Origin of the sequence: Conyzicola sp. (assembly GCF_046714715.1) — a bacterium.
Taxonomy (GTDB): Bacteria; Actinomycetota; Actinomycetes; order Actinomycetales; family Microbacteriaceae; genus Conyzicola.
In genome coordinates this window covers 1-15,439 of record NZ_JBKKAD010000092.1, presented here as the reverse complement: position 1 = coordinate 15,439, position 15,439 = coordinate 1, and the positions used below count along the sequence as shown (strand labels likewise).

13 protein-coding genes, 1 tRNA gene and 1 other RNA gene are annotated in these 15,439 nt (G+C 68.3%); 3 read left to right on the top strand and 12 right to left on the bottom strand.

What is annotated here, in order from left to right; genetic code table 11:
• The 6 genes from ACLQ6X_RS07395 to ACLQ6X_RS07370 all read right to left on the bottom strand — a co-directional run.
• Positions 1-1,274, bottom strand: a 1,274-nt coding sequence (locus tag ACLQ6X_RS07395; RefSeq protein ID WP_411699529.1) for a DNA polymerase III subunit gamma and tau, incomplete at its 3' end; no start/stop codon positions are given.
• Positions 1,275-1,347: 73 nt separating this feature from the next.
• Positions 1,348-3,132: a glycoside hydrolase family 35 protein gene (locus ACLQ6X_RS07390; protein ID WP_411699528.1), complete on the bottom strand. Its 1,785-nt coding sequence runs from the start codon at positions 3,130-3,132 to the stop codon at positions 1,348-1,350.
• The gene (locus ACLQ6X_RS07385; RefSeq protein ID WP_411699527.1) at positions 3,129-4,670 is read right to left on the bottom strand and encodes an alpha-N-arabinofuranosidase; all 1,542 of its coding nucleotides are present in this window, start codon (positions 4,668-4,670) and stop codon (positions 3,129-3,131) included. Before ACLQ6X_RS07385 ends, ACLQ6X_RS07390 begins: the two co-directional genes overlap by 4 nt.
• Before the next feature lie 70 nt (positions 4,671-4,740).
• Positions 4,741-6,093, bottom strand: coding sequence for an ABC transporter substrate-binding protein (locus ACLQ6X_RS07380; protein ID WP_411699526.1), 1,353 nt, complete (start codon positions 6,091-6,093; stop codon positions 4,741-4,743).
• A 57-nt stretch (positions 6,094-6,150) separates the two neighbouring features.
• Positions 6,151-7,095 carry a carbohydrate ABC transporter permease gene (locus ACLQ6X_RS07375; RefSeq protein ID WP_411699525.1) on the bottom strand — a complete coding sequence of 315 codons (945 nt, stop codon included), beginning with the start codon at positions 7,093-7,095 and terminating at the stop codon, positions 6,151-6,153.
• Between the two features lie 3 nt (positions 7,096-7,098).
• Positions 7,099-8,013, bottom strand: a complete 915-nt coding sequence (locus ACLQ6X_RS07370) for a carbohydrate ABC transporter permease (protein WP_411699524.1) — start codon at positions 8,011-8,013, stop codon at positions 7,099-7,101.
• Positions 8,014-8,210: 197 nt separating this feature from the next.
• Between ACLQ6X_RS07370 and ACLQ6X_RS07365 the strand changes: the two genes are divergently transcribed.
• On the top strand, positions 8,211-9,191 hold the full coding sequence (locus ACLQ6X_RS07365) for a LacI family DNA-binding transcriptional regulator (RefSeq protein WP_411699523.1): 981 nt from the start codon (positions 8,211-8,213) through the stop codon (positions 9,189-9,191).
• An 89-nt stretch (positions 9,192-9,280) separates the two neighbouring features.
• Here the strand turns inward: ACLQ6X_RS07365 and ACLQ6X_RS07360 are convergent, their stop codons facing one another.
• The 3 genes from ACLQ6X_RS07360 to ffs all read right to left on the bottom strand — a co-directional run bounded on the left by ACLQ6X_RS07360 (position 9,281) and on the right by ffs (position 12,794).
• Complete coding sequence (locus ACLQ6X_RS07360) at positions 9,281-10,471, bottom strand: acetate/propionate family kinase (protein ID WP_411699522.1); 1,191 nt, start codon at positions 10,469-10,471, stop codon at positions 9,281-9,283.
• A complete protein-coding gene (pta, locus tag ACLQ6X_RS07355; RefSeq protein ID WP_411699521.1) occupies positions 10,468-12,624 on the bottom strand; it encodes a phosphate acetyltransferase in 2,157 nt (718 codons plus the stop codon). The genes ACLQ6X_RS07360 and pta overlap by 4 nt, the downstream gene beginning before the upstream one ends.
• Before the next feature lie 73 nt (positions 12,625-12,697).
• Positions 12,698-12,794, bottom strand: an RNA gene (gene ffs, locus ACLQ6X_RS07350) — signal recognition particle sRNA small type.
• 73 nt (positions 12,795-12,867) lie between these two features.
• On the opposite strand from ffs, the gene ACLQ6X_RS07345 reads away from it, so the two are divergent.
• Positions 12,868-12,955 (top strand) — tRNA-Ser (locus ACLQ6X_RS07345).
• Positions 12,956-13,151: 196 nt separating this feature from the next.
• Here the strand turns inward: ACLQ6X_RS07345 and ACLQ6X_RS07340 are convergent.
• Positions 13,152-13,454 carry a septum formation family protein gene (locus ACLQ6X_RS07340; RefSeq protein WP_411699520.1) on the bottom strand — a complete coding sequence of 101 codons (303 nt, stop codon included), beginning with the start codon at positions 13,452-13,454 and terminating at the stop codon, positions 13,152-13,154.
• A gap of 77 nt (positions 13,455-13,531) precedes the next feature.
• On the opposite strand from ACLQ6X_RS07340, the gene ACLQ6X_RS07335 reads away from it, so the two are divergent.
• The gene (locus ACLQ6X_RS07335; RefSeq protein WP_411699519.1) at positions 13,532-14,164 is read left to right on the top strand and encodes a hypothetical protein; all 633 of its coding nucleotides are present in this window, start codon (positions 13,532-13,534) and stop codon (positions 14,162-14,164) included.
• A gap of 11 nt (positions 14,165-14,175) precedes the next feature.
• Here ACLQ6X_RS07335 and menC read toward each other — a convergent pair whose 3' ends face one another.
• Positions 14,176-15,282: an o-succinylbenzoate synthase gene (gene menC / locus ACLQ6X_RS07330; RefSeq protein WP_411699518.1), complete on the bottom strand. Its 1,107-nt coding sequence runs from the start codon at positions 15,280-15,282 to the stop codon at positions 14,176-14,178.
• 18 nt (positions 15,283-15,300) lie between these two features.
• Positions 15,301-15,426 carry a TetR-like C-terminal domain-containing protein gene (locus ACLQ6X_RS07325; RefSeq protein ID WP_411699530.1) on the bottom strand — a complete coding sequence of 42 codons (126 nt, stop codon included), beginning with the start codon at positions 15,424-15,426 and terminating at the stop codon, positions 15,301-15,303.
• Between the last annotated feature and the right edge of the window lie 13 nt (positions 15,427-15,439).

Genomic DNA, 15,439 nt, shown 5'->3' with positions numbered 1-15,439 from the left:
GGACGTGACGGCTCAGGGCGCGCCGGGGCGCGCGCGGGTTCCGGTGCTCGCGATGCGTCCGGCTGGGATGCCGCCGGGTGCGGTGCGGCGGCGCCCGTGACTGCGCCGCCTTCCACACCGACGCGGCGCTCGAGGCGTTCGACCCGCACGAGGGCGCCGCGCTCGGTGTCGTCGCTCGCGGGCACGAGGATGCGGGCGACCATCAGCTCGAGGTGCAGCCGCGGCGACGTGGCACCGGTCATCTCGGTGAGGGCCGCGTTCACGATATCGGCGGTGCGCGAGAGCTCGGCCTGGCCGAAGCTGGCGGCCTGCTGGCTCATGCGGGTGAGCTCGTCGGCCGGGATTCCGCGCAGCACGGCGGCGGCGTGGTCGGCGGTCGCGGCGACGATGATGAGGTCGCGCAGGCGCTCGAGCAGGTCTTCGACGAAACGGCGGGGGTCTTGGCCGGTCTGGATGACGCGGTCTACCGCATCGAACACCGCGGCGTTGTCGCGCAGGCCGATCGACTCGATGGCCTCGTTGAGCAGGGTGCCCGGCGTGTAGCCGAGCAGCGCGACGGCCCGGTCGTACTCGACGACGGTGCCCTCGGAGCCGGCGATCAGTTGGTCGAGCAGCGACAGGGTGTCGCGCACCGAGCCGCCGCCGGCGCGCACGACGAGCGACAGCACGCCGGGTTCGACGGTGACCTTCTCGCTGTCGCAGAGCTGCTGCACGTACTCGAGCATCTGGGCGGGCGGCACGAGCCGGAAGGGATAGTGGTGCGTGCGCGACCGGATGGTGCCGATGACCTTCTCGGGCTCGGTCGTGGCGAAAATGAACTTGACGTGCTCCGGCGGCTCTTCGACGATCTTGAGCAGCGCGTTGAAGCCGGTGGACGTGACCATGTGGGCCTCGTCGAGGATGAAGATCTTGTAGCGGTCGCGGGCCGGGGCGAAGATGGCGCGTTCGCGCAGGTCGCGCGCGTCGTCGACACCACCGTGGCTGGCCGCGTCGATCTCGACCACGTCGAGCGAACCGCCGCCGTCGCGCGCGAGCTCGACACACGACGGGCACACGCCGCAGGGGGTGTCGGTGGGACCCTCGGCGCAGTTCAGGCAGCGGGCCAGGATGCGGGCAGAGGTGGTCTTGCCGCATCCGCGGGGCCCACTGAACAGGTAGGCGTGATTCACCCGGTCGGTGCGCAACGCGGTGCGCAGCGGATCGGTCACCTGCGACTGGCCGATGAGTTCAGCGAAGGTCTCTGGCCGATAACGGCGATACAGGGCGGTAACCACCTGTAAAGAGTAGCCGTCGGGGCCGACAGTCGCCGTCGGCTGTGGAATGTCGCGGGCCGGTCTGCGAGGCGGGTCAGAAGTCGGTGTGCCCGAGGCGCGGTTCGGCGACGAACCGCGCCACCGGGTCGGCGATCGCGAGCGTCTCGAACACCACGATCTCGTTGCGTCCGCGGCGCAGAAGCGGGCCGGGAACGTAGAGCGTCTCCCCCGGACCGCGGCTCCAGTAGCGACCGAGGTTGAAACCGTTGACGAACGCGTTGCCCTTGCCCCAGCCGACCGTGCTGAGGAAGAGGTCGGTCGGTTCGTCGATGTCGAAGGAGCCGCCGGCGAAGGCCGGGCCCGCGATAGAAGCCGCGGATGCCGCGCGAGGGTGCGCGTCGAGAGTCGCCTCCGCGGGAAGCGCGTCGAGCGCGAGCGGCAGCACCTCCCACGAGCCGAGCTGTGCGCCGTCGAGCAGCGCGGGGCCGATGAGTCCCTTGTCTTCGCCGATGCGGGGTCCGTAGTTCACGCGCCCCTGGTCTTCGACCAGGATCTCGAGCACCCCAGGGCCCGGCACGGTGATCGCCGAGTCGTGGTGGTCGCGGCTCAGCACGCCGACGGGTGCGCCGTCGAGGAAGACCTGCGCACGGTCGCGCACCTCGCCGAAGGAGAGCACCCCGCCGGCGTCGATCGTCGTGCGGTAGAGCGCGAATCCCCGGAAATGGCCGATCTCGTCGAGCGTCGGCAGGTGGTCGTACCCTGCCCACGTGCCGAGCTTCGAGGAGGGAGAGAGCAGTGCATCGGACAGCGAGATCGAACGGTCGAGCGCCACCTCGAAGACCGGTGCCGGCGCGGAAGCCGTCGGCACCTCGTCGGGCACCGGGGCGTACTTGGCGATCACATCGCGGAAGGCCCAGAACTTCGGGCCCGGCTCGCCCGCCTCGGTGAGCGGGGCGTCGTAGTCGTACGACGTGACGGTCGGCTGGAAGACGCCCTTGTCGTTGGCGCCGTTGGTGAGGCCGAAGTTGGTTCCGCCGTGGAACATGTAGAGATTCACGGATGCACCGGCCGCGAGCAGCTCGTCGAGTTCGGCCGCGGCCTCCGCCGCCCCCGTCGTGTGGTGGTGGGCACCCCAGAAGTCGAACCAGCCGTTCCAGAACTCGGCGCACATGAGCGGGCCGGTCGGCTGGTGCTTGCGCAGGGTGGCGAGGCGCGTGGTCGCGCGCGAGCCGAACGAACCGGTCTTGTGCAGCTCGGGCAGGCCGCCGCCGTCGAGCATCTGGTCGGTGGGCTGGTCGATCGTGGTGAACGGCACGGTGATGCCGCCCGCCCTGTTGAGGTCGACGAGCGCGCGCAGGTAGTCCTTGTCGTTGCCGTAGGCGCCGTACTCGTTCTCGATCTGCACGAGGATCACGGGGCCGCCCCGGTCGATCTGACGATCGGCGACTATGGGCAGCAGCGCTTCGAAGTATTCGGCGATCGCCGCCATGTAGCGCGGTTCGTTGCGCCGGATGCCTACCTCGGGGTCAGTGAAGAGCCAGCCGGGCAGGCCGCCGTTGTCCCACTCGGCGCAGATGTACGGGCCCGGACGCACGATGGCGAACATACCCTCGGCCGCGACCAGGTCGAGGAAGCGGGCGAGATCGAGCCCCGCGGTCGTGTCGAAGACGCCGCGCTCGGGCGAGTGCTCGTTCCACGGCACGTAGGTCTCGATGGTGTTGAGGCCCATGAGCCGCGCCTTGTGGATGCGGTCGGCCCAGAGGTCGGGGTGCACGCGGAAGTAGTGCAGCGCGCCCGCGAGGATGCGGAAGGGTTCGCCGTCGAGCAGGAAGTGCTCGTCGCCGATGCTGAACGTGCGGGCTGTGGTGCTGGCGCTCACGCGGTAGCTCCTTCTGAGATGGGGGCGGATGCGAGCCGGACGATCGACCAGGACAGCGGGGGAAGCTCTGCGCTCAGTACGCCGTCTGAGATCGCGACCGATTCGAGCGGCACAGGCACGACCGTGTCGGGGGCCGCCTCGGTGTTGGCGCTGAAGCGCGAGCCGCCGACGGGCGCGTGGATGCTCAGAGCGCTCGTGACAGCGGCGGAATGACCGAGGTCGACGGTCAGGCTCAGCGGCTCGGCCGTATCGCGGTTGACCAGCAGCAGCACGAGCTCGCCGTCGTTCTGGACGACGACCGCGTCGAGCAGGTCGACGGTGCCGTAGAGCGGGGTGTCGACGGTCGGCGACGAGACGCTGGAGCGCAGCACGGTGCCGCGCGCGGCGGCCGCCGTGAGCGCGAAGGGGTGGAAGGTGGTCTGGCGCCAGGCCGGGCCGTCGGGCTCCGAGCGGATGGGTGCGATCACGTTGACGAGCTGGGCGAGGTTCGCCATCGAGACCCGGTCGGCGTTGCGCAGCAGCGACATGAGCAGCGAGCCCACCACGACGGCGTCGGTCACCGAGTACTCGTCTTCGATGATGCGCGGGTGCTCGTTCCAGTCGCCGGCGAACAGCGGCGGTTTGTCGACGTCGTTGAAGCGCGACTGGTACCAGACGTTCCATTCGTCGACACTGATGCCGATGGTCTTCTCGAGCTTTTGCTCGGCGAGCGACTCGTCGATGATGGCGGCGACCGTGCCGATGTACCGGTCGAGCCCGACTCCGGAGGCGAGGAAGCTGGCGACGTCTCCCCCGGTCTCCTCGTAGTAGGCGTGCAGCGAGATGTGGTCGATCACCTCGGCGGAGCGCGCGAGCACCGTGCGCTCCCACTCGCCGAAGGTGGGCATGTCGGCGTTCGAGCTTCCGGCGGCGACCAGCTCGATCGACGGGTCGACCCACTTCATCACGCGGCCGGTCTCGGCTGCGAGCCGACCGTACTCGTCGGCGGTCTTGTGGCCGATCTGCCACGGACCGTCCATCTCGTTGCCCAGGCACCACAGCGTGATGCCGAACGGCGTCTCGCGACCGTTCGCCCGGCGCTCGTCGGAGCGTGCCGTGCGGCCCGCGTGGTTGGAGTACTCGAGCAGTGCTGCGGCGGCCTCGATGCCCCGGGTGCCGAGGTTCACCGCCTGCATGATCTCCACCCCCGCGTCATCCGCCCACTCGGCGAATTCGTGCAGCCCGACCTCGTTCGTCTCGACGCTGTGCCAGGCGACGTCGAGGCGCACGGGGCGCTCGTCGCGCGGGCCGACGCTGTCTTCCCAGCGGAAGCCGGATACGAAGTTGCCGCCGGGATAGCGGATGACGGTCGCCCCGAGTTCGCGCACGAGGTCGAGCACGTCGGTGCGGAAGCCGACGGCGTTCGCGGTGCTGTGGCCCGGCTCGTAGATGCCGGTGTAGACGGCACGGCCCATGTGCTCGACGAACGAGCCGAAGAGGCGGTCGGAGACGGCGGCGACCGGTTCGTCGCGGTGCACGCGGAGGTGGGCCTTGGCCACGGGGACTCCCTGGGTAGAAATGGAGGTGGGCGGCGCCGTCGACACGGCACCGCCCACCGGATGGTGCGTGCTACTTGTTGACGGTGAAGCCCTGCTCGTTTCCGTACTGGGCCGTGGCTTCCTGCCACGACTCGAGTCCGGTGTTCAGGTCGGACTTGTCGGCGTACGACTGGCCGACCGTGTCGTTGAAGATGCTGTTCGAGTAGACCTGGAACGGAAGGTAGCTCCAGCCCGGGACGACGTCTTCGATCGAGGAGGCCAGCAGTTCGTTGACCTTCTGACCGCCGAAGTACGGGTCTTCCGCGCCGAGGAACTCGTCGGACTCGAGGTCGGCGACGGTCGACGGGAATCCGCCGGCTGCGAGGGAGATCTGCGTGCCCTCACCCTCGTTCATGTACTGCAGGAAGCCGGCCGCGACGAGCTTGTTCTTACTCTGCTTGAGGATGGCGTCGCCACCGCCGCCGTTCTCGGCGTTGACGGGGGTTCCGTCGTAGCTCGGCAGCTTCGCGACGCGCCAGTCGCCGGCCGCGTCGGGGACACCGGAGGTGAGGTTGCCGGGCATCCAGGCGCCGATCGCGAGGGTCGCGATGGTTCCGTCGGCGAGCCCGCGGTACCACTCGTCGCTCCACGACTTCACGGGGGCGACGAGGTCGTTCTCGGTGAGCTGGCTCCAGGTGTCGGCGAACTTCTTCGACCCCTCGTCCTGCAGGTCGATCGTGACGTTGGTCTGGTCGGTGGTCGTGTACGGCTGTCCGCCGGCCTGCCAGATCATGCTCGTGGTGAAGCCCGCATCGCCGGTGTCGTTGGTGATGTAGGCGTTCGGGTCGGCGGCGTGCAACTTCTGCGCGGCCGCGATGTACTCGTCCCACGTCGTCGGAACGGCGATGCCGTGCTTGTCGAACACCGTCTTGTTGTAGAACAGGGCCATGGGGCCGGAGTCCTGCGGAAGAGCGTAGATGCCGCCGTCGAGCGAGACCGAGCCCCAGGTGCTGGCCGTGTACTTGTCTTCGAGCGCGTCGAAGCCGAAGTCGGAGAGGTCGACGAGCGCGTCGGAGAGGCCGAACTGGGGAAGCGCGTAGTACTCGATCTGGGCGACGTCGGGGGCACCCGATCCGGCCTTGATCGCGTTCTGCAGCTTGATGTACTGGTCGTTGCCGGTGCCGGCATTCACGACGTTGACCGTGACGTTCGGGTGTTCCTTCTCGAACGACGCGGCGATCTCCTCGACGGCGGGCGCCCATGCCCACACGGTGATCTCCGACTTCTTCTCCAACGCCGCGGCGATGTCGTCGGCGGTTCCGGTCTCGGCTCCGCCTCCGGCCGAGGGGGCGCAGGCGGCGAGGCCGATGCTGAGGGCGATGCCGGTGCCGATGACGGCCGCGGCGCGGCCGAATCTGCCCCGGCTGCTGTGTGCTGACTTCATGATGTGCCTTTCACTTCCTTGTAAACGGGGTGGGCCGGATGACCCGGGGGAAAGCTGTCAGGCCTTGACGCTGCCGGCCGCCAGGCCGGACTGCCAGAAGCGCTGGAGGAACAGGAACGCCACGATGATCGGGATGATCGTGAGCAGCGATCCGGTGATGACGAGGTTGTAGATGGGGTCGCCGCCGACGGTGGTCGCCTGCGCGTTCCACTGGTTGAGACCGACGGTGAGCGGGTACCAGGTGGGTTCGCTGAGCATGATGAGCGGCAGGAAGTAGTTGTTCCAGGTCGCGACCACGGTGAACAGCAGCACCGTCACGAGGCCGGGTGCGAGCAGCTTGAGCGAGATCGTGAAGAAGGTGCGGAACTCGCCGGCGCCGTCCATGCGCGCGGCCTCCAGCACCTCGGTCGGCACCGCGTCGAGTGCGTAGGTCCAGATCAGGTAGAGGCCGAACGGGCTGATGAGCGAGGGCAGGATGATCGCCCACGGGGTGTTGGTGAGCCCGAGCTGGCTGAACATCAGGAAGGTCGGCACAGCGAGCGCCGTGCCGGGAATGGCGACCGCGCCGATGACGACGGCGAACACGCCCTTCTTGCCCGGGAAGTTGAACTTCGCTAGACCGTAGCCGCCGAGCGTCGCGAGGAACGTCGCGCCGCCGGCTCCGACCACGACGTACAGCAGGGTGTTCAGGAACCAGCGCACGAAGACACCGTCGTCGTAGGTCAGGGTCGCGCCGATGTTCTCGAAGAGCGAGAACGGGCCGCTGAACCAGAGGCCGAACGAGCTGAGCAGCTCGGTCTGCGTCTTGGTCGAGCTCACGAACAGCCAGAACAGCGGCAGCAGGCTGTAGATCACGACGAGCGCCATGACCACGGTGAGCAGGATCGACTTCTTCTTGTGCGTTCCGAGGTGGGTGTTCTTGCGGGTGTAGCGGGAATCCCGCGGCGACCGGCGCGACGTGGGCGGCGCGACGGTGACGGCATCCGTGGTTGTCGTTGTCATTTCTTACGACTCTTTTCTGCTGCCGGAGAGCTGCACGACGTACGCGATGACGGCGGTGAGCAGCCCGACGATGATCGCGATCGTGGCCGAGTAGTTGTACTGCTGGCCCGAGAACGACAGGTTGTAGGCGTACATGTTCGGGGTGAAGTAGGTGCTGATCGCGTTGGGCGCCAATGTCTTCAGGATGTTCGGTTCGTTGAAGAGCTGGAAGCTGCCGATGATCGAGAAGATGGTTCCGATGACGATGGCCGGACGCAGTGCGGGGAGCTTGATGCTGCGGATGATGCGGAAGGTGCCCGCCCCATCGAGCTCGGCCGCCTCGTAGAGGTCGACCGGGACGACGCGCAGCGCGGCGTAGAACAACAGCATGTTGTAGCCCACGAACTCCCAGGTCACGATGTTTCCGACCGCGACCAGCACCCAGCTGCTCGACAGTGGCGCGAACGCCGTGCCGAGGAAGTCGTTGAGGCTGCCGACCAGTCCGAACTGCGTGCCGTAGATGAAGCCCCACATCAGCGTCGCGACGACCGCGGGCACCGCGTACGGCAGGAAGATCGAGATGCGGAAGAACGAGGAGAAGTGCAGGCGGGCGCTGTCGAGGGCGAGCGCCGCGGCGAGCGCGAGCAGCAGCATGATGGGCACCTGCACGATCAGGAAGAGCGTGACCCGGCCGAGCGACTCCCAGAACCGGCCGTCGCCGAGCGCGGTGACGTAGTTGTCGAGACCGACGAACTGGTTGCCGCCGACGAGCTGGTCTTTGAAGAGGCTCAGCCAGATCGAGTAGATCACCGGCGCGATGAGCACGAGGGCGAAGACGATCATGAAGGGACCGACGAACTTCCAGCCGGTCCAGTCGGGCTTCTGCTTCTGCCGCTGGGGAGCGACAAGCCCGGTTGCGGGGGGTGACACCGTCGTCATTCGTGAGTACTCACTAATCTCTCGGCCCTGAGGTCTTATTTGTGGTCGCGTCATGTTTGCGTAAACATGTCGCGGTGATCACGGTAGCATGTTTACGCAAACATGATGCATTCTGATCAATCAGACGAATGAGCGGATCGATGATGACCAGCGACACTCCGGCACCACCGGTCCCCGGTCGACGGCGAGGGCCGTCGATGGCCGAGGTCGCGCAGCTCGCCGGCGTCTCGTCACAGACCGTCTCGCGCGTCGCCAACGGGCTGACCAACGTCGACACCGCCACGCGCGACCGCGTGCTCGCCGCGATGGAGGAGCTCGGCTACCGCCCGAACAGCGCCGCCCGCGCGCTCAAGACCGGACGGTTCCAGTCGATCGGTGTCATCATGACGACGCTCTCGACCTACGGCAACATGCGCACCCTCGACGCCATCGCCACCGCCTCGGCGCAGGCCGGATACTCGATCACGCTCATGCCGATCTCGGTTCCGACGCAGGGCGAGATGGCGGTGGCGTTCACCCGGCTCTCGGAACAGGCTGTCGACGGCATCGCGATCATCATCGAGGCGCACACGCTCGACAACAGCGACATCATCCTGCCGCCGGGGTTGCCCGCGGTCATCCTCGACTCCGACGCCGGCGACCGGTACACCGTGGTCGACGCCGACCAGGCCGAAGGGGCCAGGCTCGCGACCCAGCACCTGCTCGACCTCGGACACGAGACCGTGTTCCACCTCGCCGGGCCGGAGTCGTCGTTCTCGGCGTCGCACCGCACCGACTCGTGGCGGGCGACACTTCTCGCGGCGGGCGCGCCCGTGTTGCCGCCCGTGGTCGGCGACTGGACGGTCGAGTCGGGCTACCGCCTCGGCCTCGAGCTCGACCCGGCGATCACCGCCGTCTTCGCCGCCAACGACCAGATGGCGCTCGGCCTGATGCGGGCGCTGCACGAGCGCGGCCTGTCGATCCCCGAGGACGTGAGCGTGGTCGGGTTCGACGACATGGCCGAGGCGCAGGCGTTCTGGCCACCCCTCACCACGGTGCACCAGGACTTCGCGGAGATCGGGCGCCGCAGCATCCAGATGCTTCTGCACGAAATCGAGGACTCCACCCGCGGCGTCGGCACCACTATCGTGCCGACGAGTCTGGTCGTGCGCGAGTCGACGGCACCGCCGCGCGCCTAACTGCTGCGCAGATCGGCCGGTAGTGCGAGACGAGTCGGACCGGGTCGCGATCGGGCGGATGACACGGGGCCGGTGCCCTGCGGCGGGCGCTAGCCCGCGACGATCGACAGCGCCTGACGCGCGATCTCGAGCTCCTCGTTCGTGGGGATGACCAGCACGGTGACGCGGGCGCCCTCGGGCGAGATGACCCTGGCCGCGCGGGAGTGCAGCTCGTTGCGGTCGTTGTCGACCTCGATGCCGAGGAACTCTAGTCCGGCGAGCAGGCGGCGGCGGCCGAGCGAGTTGTTCTCGCCCACGCCGGCCGTGAAGACCAGCACGTCGAGCCCGCCGAGCTGCGCCAGGTAGCCGCCGATGTAGTGCCTGATGCGGTGGCGCCACACCGCGAGCGCGGCTTCGGCCGCCTCGTCGCCGGCGGAGGCCGCGTTCTGCACGTCGCGCATGTCGCCGTTGCCGGTGAGGCCGAGCATGCCGCTGCCGCGGTTGAGCAGCGAGTCCAACTCCTCGAAGCCGAGGCCCGCCTCACGGTGCAGGTGGAAGATGATCGCGGGATCGAGGTCGCCCGAGCGGGTTCCCATGACCAGGCCCTCGAGGGGGGTGAGGCCCATCGACGTCTCGACCGACCGGCCGCCGTCGATGGCCGCGACGGACGCGCCGTTGCCCAGATGCAGCACGATGGTCTTCAGCGACTCGAGCGGGCGGCCGAGGAACGCCGCGGCCTCCTCGGACACGAACTTGTGGCTGGTGCCGTGGAATCCGTAGCGGCGGATCTTGTGCGCGGCGGCCAGATCGCGGTCGATCGCGTAGGTGTAGGCCTCGGGCGGCAGTGTCTGGTGGAACGCCGTGTCGAACACGGCGACCTGCGGCACGCCCACGAAGATCGCCGCGGCGGCGCGGATTCCCGCGAGGTTCGCCGGGTTGTGCAGGGGCGCGAGGGCGGAGAGCTCGTCGATGTCGGCGATCACCTGGTCGGTGACGAGGGTCGGCCCGGTGAACAGCGATCCGCCGTGCACGACGCGGTGACCGATCACCGTCGGCGGGGAGAAGGCGAGGTCGGGTCCGTACTCGGAGAAGGCCTCGGTGAGCACGCGCAGAGCCGCGGTGTGGTCGGCAATCGACCGGCGGGTCTCGTGCTTCTCGCCGCCCGACGTGTGCACGACGCCGCTCTCGGCCTCGCCGATGCGGTCGATCTGGCCCGACGCGAGCGTCTCCTCGCCGTCGAGCTCGATCAGCTGGTACTTGAGCGACGACGAGCCGCTGTTGATGATGAGGGCGAGACTCATGCGTCGGCCCCTTCGACAGGCTCAGCGGCCGAGACGGCCGAGGCGGCCTGGATGGCCGTGATGGCCACGGTGTTCACGATGTCGCGCACGAGTGCTCCTCGGGATAGGTCGTTGATCGGCTTGTTGAGCCCCTGCAGCACCGGTCCGACCGCCACCGCTCCCGCGCTTCGCTGCACGGCCTTGTAGGTGTTGTTGCCCGTGTTCAGGTCGGGGAAGATGAACACCGTCGCCCGCCCGGCCACCTGGGAACCGGGCATCTTCGACTTGCCGACCGCGGCATCCGCTGCTGCGTCGTATTGAATCGGCCCGTCGACGAAGAGGTCGGGGCGGCGCTCGCGCACGAGTTCCGTCGCGGCGCGCACCTTCTCGACGTCGGCGCCGGCACCCGACGAACCGGTCGAGTACGACAGCATCGCGACGCGCGGGTCGATGCCGAACTGGTCGGCCGTTCCCGCGGAGGAGATCGCGATGTCGGCCAGCTGCTCCGACGTGGGGTCGGGCACGACGGCGCAGTCGCCGTAGACGAGCACCCGGTCGCTGAGCGCCATGAAGAACACGCTCGAGACGACAGAGACGCCCTTCATGGTCTTGATGATCTCGAAGCCGGGCTTGATGGTGTGCGCTGTGGTGTGCGCGGCGCCGGAGACCATGCCGTCGGCGAGTCCGAGGTGCACCATCATGGTGCCGAAATACGACACGTCGGTCACGATGTCGCGCGCCGCCTCGACGGTCATGCCCTTGTGGGAGCGCACCCGGGCGTACTCTTCGGCGAAACGCTCGCGCAGCTTTTCGTCGAAGGGGCTCAGGATGTCGGCTGCCGAGATGTCAACACCGAGACCGGCCGCGCGCGCCCGGATCTCCGTCGCGTCGCCGAGGATCGTGAGCCGGGCGACGCCGCGGCTGAGCAGCGTTCCGGCCGCGCGCAGGATGCGGTCGTCACTGCCCTCCGGCAGAACGATGTGCTTGCCTGCGCTGCGGGCGCGTTCGATCAGCCCGTACTCGAACATGAGCGGGGTGACGGCGCCCGACTTGCCCACGCTGAGCGCGTCGAACAGCACGCGCGAGTCGACATACTTCTCGAACAGCGCGAGCGCGATGTCGCGCTTGCGGTCCGAGTCTGCGGCGAGGCGGCCGCGGGTCTGGGTGATGCGCTGCGCGGTGGGGTACGTGCCGAACTCGGTGGTGATGATCGGCAGTGAGGCGTCGAGGCCGGCGATAAGGCGTTTGATGACGGGCGACAGGTCGAAGCCGCCGTTGAGCACGACGCCGGCGAGTGACGGGAAGGTGTCCGAGGCGTGGGCGGTGAGCGCGGCGAGAACCATCTCGCTGCGGTCGCCGGGGATCACGACGATGCCGCCCTCGATGAGCCGCGGCAGCACGTTCTCCATCGACATGGCCGCGATCACGACGCCCATGGCCTCGCGGGCGAGCAGCGCGGAGTCGCCCTGCAGCAGGGTGCCGTCGACGGCCTCCATGATGCCCTGCACTGTGGGGGCGACGAGGAAGGGGTCTTCTGGGATCGCCCAGGCCGGGATCGGCGCCGCGGCGGCGGCGCCGGACTCGGCGATCGACGTCGTGGCGACGTCGGATACCGCGGCGGAGATCTCGTCGAGGTGGTCTTCGTCGGCGCGGTTGGCGACGACGGCGAGGATGCTGGCGTGCGCGGCGGCCAGCTCGGGCACGGTGAGTTCGGCGATCTGGCGCATCTCGTCCGCGGTGCGTCCGCGCGACTCGTCCACCGAGCGGCCGGTGAGCACGAGCAGCACGGGCGCGCCGAGGTTGGCGGCGATGCGGGCGTTGAAGCTCAGCTCGGTGGGGCTTCCCACGTCGGTGTAGTCGCTGCCGACGATGACGACGGCGCCGCACTTCGCCTCTACGGCCTTATAGCGTTCGACGATGCGGCTGAGGGCCGCATCCGGATCATCGTGAACCTCGTCGTAGGTGACTCCGACGCACTCGTCGTAGTCGAGGTCGACGCCGTCGTGAGCGAGCAGCAGGTCGAGCACGTAGTCGCGCTCGGTGATCGACCGCGCGATCGGCCTGAAGACCCCCACGTTCTCGATCTCCCGGCTGAGGGTGTCGAGCACCCCGAGCGCTATAGAGGATTTGCCGGAATGTCCCTCGGCGGAGGTGATGTAGATGCTGCGAGCCACGTAGGACACCCTAACCGGGCCACCTGAACTCTTCACAGGGGCGAAGGTCCCGGAACGGATCTTGCCCGAAAATGTAAATGACCCCCCGCGCACCCGCCAGAGCCCGGTTACCCTTGCTACGTTTCCGTCCTGGGGGAGTTGGCCTGGATGGCGCCACGCGGGGAGCCGGGGTTAAATATACAGGTATGATTCTTGAGGTTGTTCACATGGCCCCGTAAATCCGGACCTGAGAACGACCGGCCAGGAGAATTCGCCTAGTGGCCTATGGCGCCAGCTTGGAAAGTTGGTTGGGTGCAAGCCCTCGGGGGTTCGAATCCCCCATTCTCCGCCACAGAGGTACTGCACGACCTGAACCCGCGACCTGTCGCGGGTTCTTCTGTTTTCCGCCGATCAGCGCAGGTCGAGGCGTACCGCGAGCACCACCGTGACGGCCCGCTACCATCCGTTGGTCCCCCGCAGTCTGCGGCGCAGTCGTACCGTCTGGGCATCCGTCTCGAATCTCACGCTCGCCTAGACGCGGCTCGTCGTCAGCGGGCCGCGCCGGCCAGGGTGCCCGTGGTCTGCACGGTGTCGAAGACCGAGCAGATCACCTCGCGGTCGCCCGTCGACCACGTGTCGGCCGTCGGCAGGATCGGGAAGTAGTCGAGCGCGGATGACTCGTAGTCGAGCCCGACGAAGGTGGCGAACTGGTCGTAGCAGCCGGTGTCCGCGAGCTGTATTGAGGGCGACTCCGGTTGAGGAAAAACGGTTTCTCCCCGGTCACACCGCGTCTCGGGCCAACACGTGTCGGCACTGCGAGCTAAGGTGAAAGAGTCTTGGGTACGCCACACCGGCGAACTCTGGGGAGAGACGAGCGGGTCATGGTGCACAGGGGTTGGATTCGGGAAGATCCGGGGATGGGTTCGTTATGCCCGTGACCCGCCTTCGGCGACCGCCGCAGGGCTACCGGAAGCTGCGTCCGCACCCGTGGTTGTTCCGCCAGGGACTCGTCGCCACGCTCGCGTTTCTCGTGCCGACCTTCGGCGTGCTCTACTTCCTCACCGTGCCCGACGGACCCTGGCCCGCGGTGATCGTCACCCAGGTGGTCGCGAGCATCGCGGTCGTGCTCGCGTGTCGGTCGTACTTCCGGGTGGGCGTCTGGATCGACCCTCGCGGCGTCGCCGAGCGCGGTCTCCTCGGTCGCACGACCTGGATGCAGACGGCGGACATCGGTTCGATCGTGCGCGTGCGCACCTTCGAGGGTGGAGGCGCCGAGACGGTTCCGCAGCTGTTCGTCTGCGATCACGACGGCAATCAGGTGATCCGGCTGCGCGGACAGTTCTGGTCTGAGGACGCCATGCGCATCGTCTGCGACCAATTGGATGTCACGGTCACCGAGCTGAACCAGTCGGTGACGCCGCGCGAGCTCCTCGAGCGCTACCCCGGCCTGCTCTACTGGTTCGAGCGACGCCCGGTGCTGGCGGCCGCCCTGTTCAGCGCCGCGATCCTCGCGGTCGGCAGCCTGCTCTACCTGGGCCTCGCCGCGGCGGGCATCACCTAGGCGGTCAGCACCTACGCGGTCAGCGTGATCGGCGGGCGCAGGGCCCAGTCGGCGAGCAGGTCGGTGCGCACCTCGACACCGCTGCCCGCGCCGGTCGGCACGGTCAGGCGTCCGTCGTCGAGCTCGAACGGCTCGGTGAGGTCTTCGGCGAAGTAGCGGCTCGAGCCGGAGGTGTCGCCCGGCAGCGTGAAGTTCGCCATCGCGGCGAGGGCGACGTTGGCCGCGCGCCCCACCCCCGTTTCGAGCATGCCGCCGCACCAGACCGGAACGCCCAGTTCGGCGCACACGTCGTGCACCCGCACGGCCTCGAGGTACCCGCCGACGCGGCCCGCCTTGATGTTGACGATGCTGGTCGCGCCGCGCTCGATCGCGTCCAGCGCGACCTCGGCGCTCACGATGGACTCGTCGAGGCACACCGGCGTCTCGATCGCCCGGGAGAGGGCGATGTGCGTGAGGATGTCCTCCTCGACGAAGGGCTGCTCGATGAGCAGCAGGCCGAACTCGTCGAGCCTCGCCAGGTGCTCGATGTCGGCGCGCGTGTACGCCGTGTTCGCGTCCACCTGCAGCGGGAGCGCGCCGATGAGGTCGCGCACGGCGCGCACCGGTTCGATGTCCCACCCCGGTTTGATCTTGAGCTTGATACGCCGGTACCCCTCGCCGACATAGCCGTCGACCTCGGCGAGCAGGTCGTCGAGGTTCGACGCGATACCCACCGAGACGCCGCAGTCCACGGCGTCGCGGTCGGCCCCGAAGTAGTCGCCGAAACTCACGCCCTCCGCGCGGGTCTGCGAGTCGAGCACGGCGGTCTCGACCGCGGCCTTCGCCATGCGGTTGCCGACCACGAAGTGCAGCAGGCCGGCGACGGATTCGGCCGTGACCTCGTCTGCCGCGAGCAACGCCGGCGCGAGGTAGTTGCGGATCACCGCCTCGCACCCGTCGACGTACTCGCTCGAGTAGACGGGATCGGCCATGGCCACGCACTCGCCCCAGCCGTCTCCGTCGGTGGTGCGAACGCGCACGAGCAGAACGTCGCGCGCGGTCTGCCGCCCGAACGACGTCTCGAACGCGCGCACGAGCGGCATCGCCACCCGATGCAGCTCGACCGCGAGGATTCTCATGGCGACTATTGTGCGCCTCTACGCGCCGATGGCGCTCACGGAGTCGATCATCGACTCCCACATCAGGTCGAGGTCGACCTCGGGCGGAAACCGGCCGAGGAGTTCGAGCACCAGGATGCCGTGCCCCCACGCCCAGAAGCTCATGCCGGCGGTGAGG

What these genes read in the sequence shown, in the direction of transcription:
- ACLQ6X_RS07380 (WP_411699526.1), bottom strand. Translation starts at nt 6,093, where the DNA reads ATGAAGTCAGCACACAGCAGCCGGGGCAGATTCGGCCGCGCCGCGGCC.
- ACLQ6X_RS07375 (WP_411699525.1), bottom strand. Translation starts at nt 7,095, where the DNA reads ATGACAACGACAACCACGGATGCCGTCACCGTCGCGCCGCCCACGTCG.
- ACLQ6X_RS07370 (WP_411699524.1), bottom strand. Translation starts at nt 8,013, where the DNA reads ATGACGACGGTGTCACCCCCCGCAACCGGGCTTGTCGCTCCCCAGCGG.
- ACLQ6X_RS07365 (WP_411699523.1), top strand. Translation starts at nt 8,211, where the DNA reads ATGGCCGAGGTCGCGCAGCTCGCCGGCGTCTCGTCACAGACCGTCTCG.
- ACLQ6X_RS07360 (WP_411699522.1), bottom strand. Translation starts at nt 10,471, where the DNA reads ATGAGTCTCGCCCTCATCATCAACAGCGGCTCGTCGTCGCTCAAGTAC.
- ACLQ6X_RS07335 (WP_411699519.1), top strand. Translation starts at nt 13,532, where the DNA reads ATGCCCGTGACCCGCCTTCGGCGACCGCCGCAGGGCTACCGGAAGCTG.
- menC (WP_411699518.1), bottom strand. Translation starts at nt 15,282, where the DNA reads ATGAGAATCCTCGCGGTCGAGCTGCATCGGGTGGCGATGCCGCTCGTG.
- ACLQ6X_RS07325 (WP_411699530.1), bottom strand. Translation starts at nt 15,426, where the DNA reads ATGAGCTTCTGGGCGTGGGGGCACGGCATCCTGGTGCTCGAACTCCTC.